This is a genomic window from Brevibacterium sp. HMSC24B04, assembly GCF_001806835.1.
Classification (GTDB): domain Bacteria; phylum Actinomycetota; class Actinomycetes; order Actinomycetales; family Brevibacteriaceae; genus Brevibacterium; species Brevibacterium ravenspurgense.
The window spans coordinates 1-5,316 of record NZ_KV786092.1 but is presented as its reverse complement, the minus strand read 5'-3'; the positions used below and the strand labels follow the sequence as shown (position 1 = coordinate 5,316).

Below are 5,316 nucleotides of genomic sequence, written 5' to 3'. Positions count from 1 at the left end.
AAACTCAACCAACGTCCCCGGTTAGTACAACTAGCGGCACCCCCGCCGACGCGCTGCACCGCGCCGGCCTGACCTACGTTACGCGAGCGCAGGCAGTGGCGCGATGACCACCCTGGACCTGTACCACCGCACCAGCGAGGACGCCGCCCGCGCGATCGTGGCCACCGGCCGCTTCCTCACACGTGAGAACACGCCGGAGGCGTACGTCTCGACGCACGTCGACGGCGAGGCCGCCGGCTACGGATCAGCCGTCGTGCACGTGCGCGTCGACGAGGCCGACGCGCAGCTCGAAGACGAGTTCCCCGACGGCGAGCTGCACTACCGAATCCCGCTCGACCGCGCCGAGGTCGTCGAGGCATTCACGCTCACCCAGGAGGGCGAGCGCTCCCCTCTCGCCGGCGCCGTGACGAACGTAAGGGCAGCGTCATTCCCAAGCGCCCCGCAGGCCCGCGCCGTCACGGTCACCGCAGTACGAGCGAACGGACCTACCGCCGACCGGCCCGGCCAACTCGAACGCTGACCGCACGCCGGCAGCGGCCCGCGGTGTGTCGGCCACGGCTCAGTGCGCGGCGCCGAGTTCGACGAGGAGGACGCCGCCGACGACAAGGGCGATGCCGGCGGCCATGATCCACGAAAACGGCTCGTCGAAGAGGAGCTTGGAGAGGATGGCGGTGAGGGCGACGCCGCAGGCGACCCAGATGCCGTAGCCGACGCCGAGGGCCATCCCCGCGTCGAGGGCGAGTGCCAGCATGGTGAACGCGACGATGTAGCCGGCGATGACCGCGACGAACCAGAGCTTGCGGCCGTGGGTGGCCATGCGCAGGGAGAGGGTCGCGGCGACCTCGAAGCCGATCGCGCCGGCGAGGAACAGCCAGGCCATCAGCTCGCCGCCTGCCTCTGGCGGGCGGCGCGTTGGGAGCCGAGTTCGATAGTCAGCACGCCGAGGGTGATGAGCACGATCCCGCCGACCATGATCGGGGTGAGCGGTTCACCGTAGATCAGGGTGGACAGGATCGCGGTGAGGGCGACGCCGGAGGCTCCCCAGATGCCGTAGGCGACGCCGAGCGGCACGCGCTCGCGCAGGACGAGCGCGAGGAACATGAACGCGCAGAAGAAACCGGCGACCACGAGCGCATACCAGCCCGGATGACCGAGCGCGGCTTTGAGGGAGAGCGACCCGGTGACCTCACTGAGGATCGCGCAGGCGAGGAGTATCCACTTCTTCATCATTCGACTTTCGAGAGGAGCTGGGTGGGGCCGCGACCCCTTACCGGAACTCAGACGATTCAAGCAACCTACCAAATGGTATAGTAACTCGGGCGAGGCTCGCCAGCCAAGCTCGGTGCCGGGCGATTCGAGGACGGGAGGTGCGCGGTGACGCGACCTAGCAAGCGCACCAACATCCTTGACGCCGCGCTGCGCGTCGCGGAGCGTGACGGGGTGACCGGGATCACCCTGGATGCTGTCGCGCAGGAGGCCGGGCTGACCAAGGCCGGGCTCATGTATTACTTCCCGAGCCGGGAGGCCCTGCTGTGGGGCATCCAAGAGCACTTGATCGTGTTCTGGGAGGGAGCGATGGAGGCAGCCGCCGGCAAGACGGCCGCGGAGGCGACGCCGGAGGAACGGTTGGCCGCGTACGCGCGGGTGGCGACCGAGTCGGCCGGTAGCGCCGAGCTGGCCCTGATTCTCGAGTTCTCCAAGCACGCCGGCCTCGCCGCGCAGTGGGATGGCGTCGTGGCGCGGTGGACGCCCACCGCAGAGGAGGCAGCGACCGACCCGCGTGCGTTCGCGATGTTCATCGCCCGGCTCGCCGCGGACGGGCTGTGGAGCTTCGAGTCGATGTACGACACCCGCCTGAACCCCCAGTTCCGGAGCGCCGTGGCCGAGGCCATCGCCGCCATGATCCCCGCGACCACCTCGCCCTGACCGATAACGATCGTTTCCGGTGCGGATGCCGGCGACGTCGACCAGAGCGCCGACACGCCGAGCATCGGTCAACCGAAACTCACCACCGAAACCTAGACGCACCGAAACCACCGCTGGACCGTTTTCGGTTGCTCCGGTAGAATGGTCTCAGACCCAGGAGAGGGGAGCCCCACCGTGGCTACGAAGTTCGACATCGAGGACCGCTGGCCCGAGCTGTTCGTGCAGCTCGACGAGACCCAGCGTCGCGCCGTGGTGCAGTCGCTCGCCAGCGCTTGGCACGAGGGGTGGACCCCGAACCGCGAGGACGTGGAGAACCTGACCGACGAGGCCCGCGGCGCGATCGACGCCGAGGAGTACCGCCGGCGCGCCCACGCCGCCGCGCGGCGACGGACGGTCGCCGTCGCGCGCTGATGGCGTTCGACACCTGGGAGTCGTACTTCTACCCGCCGCCCGACGAGGGCACGCTGCGCAACCTGTTCGACGAGCGCGACCCGGTGGTACTGACCAGGTTGGAGTACGTCGAGACTGCACGCCGGCAGCGCGAGCTGCTGGCCGGTCAGGTCGCCATCCCCAAGACCTACGACGCCGACCATGTGCGGGCGATCCACCGGCATCTGTTCCAGGACGTCTATGCGTGGGCGGGGGAGTTCCGCAGCGTGAACATCTCCAAGGGCGCCGGCCGCGGTTTCGGGGACGTCAAGACGGGCGAGGTCGACCAGCTCCTCGACGACGTGCGCAAGCGCGTTGCCGGCACCGATTGGGGACGGCTGGACCGCGACACGTTCGCAGAGCGAGCCGCGACGGTGTTCGCCTACCTGAACCAGGCGCACCCGTTCCGTGAGGGCAACGGACGGACCGGGAAGGTGTTCATGGAGCACGTCGCGGAGCGATCGCGCTTCACTCTCGACTTCGGCCAGGTGACCCCGGACGTGTGGAACCAGGCATCGCAGCTCAGTCGGCCCGACATGTTCTCCTACGCACCCGAGCCGGCCTCGCTCGTGCCGGTGTTCCGTGCGATCGCTGCGCCGCGCACGAGCGGGCCGTCGACGTCGGCGCCGCCTGGCCCTGGACGCTCGGCTGCGCGTGCGTCCTATCCGCGGGCTGCGACTCAGGCGACCAACCAGCCACCCCAGACAGGACCGCAGAGAGGCCCCCAGGCGCGCCACGGCGGCCCGTACATGCCGGGCCGAGGCAGCGGAACCGGACAGGGGAGGTGAGGCCGTCATGAGCAACCTCGTGGGCTACGCACGAGTCTCGAAGCGCGAGCAGAACCCCGAGGCTCAGGAGGCCGAGCTGCGTGCCGCCGGCGTCGAGCGTGTGTTCGTCGACCACGGCGAGTCAAGTCGGGTCAAGGACCGCCCGCAGTGGCTTGCGTGCCTGGACTACCTGCGCCCCGGCGACACCCTCATGGTGCGTCGCCTCGACCGCATCGCAGGCAGCGAGACGATGGCGATCCAGACCATCAACGAGCTGCACGAGCGGGGCGTGAACATCAAGAGCCTGACCGAGCCCGATATCGACACGACTACCCCGATGGGGCGCGCACTGTTCGGCATCGTCGCCGTGTTCGCGCAGCTCCGCGTCGACACCATCCGGGACAACACCAGGCGCGGCCTGGCGCACGCTCGTGCTCAGGGCCGTGTCGGCGGCCGACCGTCGGTGATGACGCCCGAGCGCATCGCGGCGGCCGTGAAGATGCGCGCCGAGGAGCACAGCGTCGCGCACATCGCGAAGGTGCTCGGAGTCGGCGCCTCGTCGGTCTCCCGAGCCCTCGCCAAGGTGGACGACGAGGCCGAGGCGACCGTCTCGCCGTAGGCGGTCCTGACCGCTCCTGCCCATCCCCCCGATAAATGCCGCCCTGCACACCACAGACCCCCGTCAAGGGTGCGGCGTAGCCGCATCACGCAGTGACGCGGAGCGCCCTTGACGGGGGTCTGTGGTGTGTGATCCTTCGGCGTCGGGGGGAGGGGGACCGTGCACCCAAGGAGGCCGTGCACGGGCCGCACTACCTCGACGCGACCGAGCAGCGGAACGGGACGGTGCGGCCTGTGTGCGGGCGGGCAGATGGGTCCCGCTGTCCACCTGTGGGCGGGTCCGGCCCCGGCGTTAGCCGGAGCCGTCCACAGGTGGTCAGGGGGCAATGTCACGCAGCGTCCTGGTCTCCCTCGACCGCGGAGCGGTCATCGCTCGGAGCAGTCGGCTCAGGAGCCGGGGGAGCGGGCCGCGAGGCCGCGGGCTTGCGCGCAGCGCGGCGGCGCGTACGAGCCTTCTTGTCAGGCTCCGGCAGGCCGATCTTGCGCAGCTCGTCGGCGGACCATCCCGCGCTCACGGCGGCGTTGTACGCCTTGACGTCGGCGCGCTCGGCGTCGCCCACCCGCTGCGCGATGCGGGCTTCCAGCTCGGCCCGCTCACGGTCGGTCTCCTCGCGCACGTCTGCGACGTGCTGACGAGCCTCGACGGCCTGGCGAATGGTGTCGATCCGATCGTCCAGTACGCGCTTGGCGCGGTCGATCGCTTCCTCTGGTGTTGGTGTCGTAGCCATGACTCCATCGTACGGAGTCGTGTTGTCTACGTCGACGTCTCGCGTCGACTGAAAAGCATCGTCGCGGCGGAGCCGCGACCGCTCCCGTCTGCCGACGTGAGCAACCCCGAATCGAGTCCCAGACGGAGCAAGCTAAAGACTTAGCACGGCTAAGTGGCTTGAATCCTCGACTTGGCGCCGCGGATCGGGCACACTAAGAGTGTGGTCCCCGCACGAGGCGGGGTCGCTGCGCTGGGCTGGAAGGCAGGTGATCTGATGAGCGAGGAGGCTCCCAAGGGTCGCCTGTTCGCGCGACGTCGCCGGGCGAACGTCGACGGTGGGCGGCAGCACCGTCACGAGGTGAAGGTGTCGCCCGAGGAAGAAGGCATGTTGCTACGTCTCGCGGAGGCGCAGCACGTGACGATCCCGCGGCTGCTCGTCGAGTCCGCGCTGGCGTCCGCGACGTCGCAGACTCCCACCGAGCGGCGCAACGCGATGGCCGAGCTGTTCGCGCTGCACCGGCTGCTCGCGGCCGTCTCGAACAACGTCAACCAGATGGCTCGTGCGACCAACGCGACCGGCGAGGTGCAGGCGGAGATGAGCGCGACGCTCGACGCCGTGCGCCGTACCGCGGTGCGCATCGACGACGCGATCGACGGGCTGAGCCTGCCATGATGCCGAACGTTGTCCGCGGCGACAGGATGGCCGGACTGCTGACGTACCTGACCGGTCCGGGACGCGCGAACGAGCACACCGAACCTCACCTTGTCGCCGGTGACGAGGCGATGATGGCGTGGCACGACGACGACGAGCTAGGTGTACTGATCGGGGAGGTTAGTTGTACTGATCGGGGAGGTTAGTTAATCGTG

9 protein-coding genes are annotated in these 5,316 nt (G+C 69.1%); 6 read left to right on the top strand and 3 right to left on the bottom strand.

The features are described from left to right. Window positions 1-103 precede the first annotated feature (103 nt). Window positions 104-520, top strand: coding sequence for a hypothetical protein (locus tag HMPREF3092_RS06515; protein WP_070424266.1), 417 nt, complete (start codon window positions 104-106; stop codon window positions 518-520). Between the two features lie 39 nt (window positions 521-559). Here HMPREF3092_RS06515 and HMPREF3092_RS06510 read toward each other — a convergent pair whose 3' ends face one another. After that, window positions 560-880 (bottom strand): DMT family transporter, encoded by a 321-nt coding sequence (locus HMPREF3092_RS06510; RefSeq protein ID WP_070424265.1) that lies wholly within the window; start codon window positions 878-880, stop codon window positions 560-562. Continuing rightward, a complete protein-coding gene (locus tag HMPREF3092_RS06505) occupies window positions 880-1,227 on the bottom strand; it encodes a DMT family transporter (RefSeq protein ID WP_070424267.1) in 348 nt (115 codons plus the stop codon). Before HMPREF3092_RS06505 ends, HMPREF3092_RS06510 begins: the two co-directional genes overlap by 1 nt. 147 nt (window positions 1,228-1,374) lie before the next feature. On the opposite strand from HMPREF3092_RS06505, the gene HMPREF3092_RS06500 reads away from it, so the two are divergent. The 4 genes from HMPREF3092_RS06500 to HMPREF3092_RS06485 all read left to right on the top strand — a co-directional run bounded on the left by HMPREF3092_RS06500 (window position 1,375) and on the right by HMPREF3092_RS06485 (window position 3,741). Then, window positions 1,375-1,926, top strand: a complete 552-nt coding sequence (locus HMPREF3092_RS06500) for a TetR/AcrR family transcriptional regulator (protein ID WP_070424264.1) — start codon at window positions 1,375-1,377, stop codon at window positions 1,924-1,926. A 174-nt stretch (window positions 1,927-2,100) separates the two neighbouring features. Then, entirely contained in the window at window positions 2,101-2,337 is a 237-nt protein-coding gene (locus HMPREF3092_RS06495) for an antitoxin VbhA family protein (RefSeq protein WP_070424263.1), read from the top strand. Continuing rightward, window positions 2,337-3,143 carry a Fic/DOC family protein gene (locus tag HMPREF3092_RS06490; RefSeq protein ID WP_070424262.1) on the top strand — a complete coding sequence of 269 codons (807 nt, stop codon included), beginning with the start codon at window positions 2,337-2,339 and terminating at the stop codon, window positions 3,141-3,143. Before HMPREF3092_RS06495 ends, HMPREF3092_RS06490 begins: the two co-directional genes overlap by 1 nt. Window positions 3,144-3,150: 7 nt before the next feature. Beyond that, window positions 3,151-3,741: a recombinase family protein gene (locus tag HMPREF3092_RS06485; RefSeq protein ID WP_070424261.1), complete on the top strand. Its 591-nt coding sequence runs from the start codon at window positions 3,151-3,153 to the stop codon at window positions 3,739-3,741. A 328-nt stretch (window positions 3,742-4,069) separates the two neighbouring features. On the opposite strand, the gene HMPREF3092_RS06480 is transcribed toward HMPREF3092_RS06485, so the two are convergent. Beyond that, window positions 4,070-4,468, bottom strand: a complete 399-nt coding sequence (locus tag HMPREF3092_RS06480; protein ID WP_070424260.1) for a hypothetical protein — start codon at window positions 4,466-4,468, stop codon at window positions 4,070-4,072. A gap of 255 nt (window positions 4,469-4,723) precedes the next feature. On the opposite strand from HMPREF3092_RS06480, the gene mobC reads away from it, so the two are divergent. Then, window positions 4,724-5,122, top strand: a complete 399-nt coding sequence (gene mobC / locus HMPREF3092_RS06475) for a plasmid mobilization relaxosome protein MobC (RefSeq protein WP_070424259.1) — start codon at window positions 4,724-4,726, stop codon at window positions 5,120-5,122. Window positions 5,123-5,316: the final 194 nt, after the last annotated feature.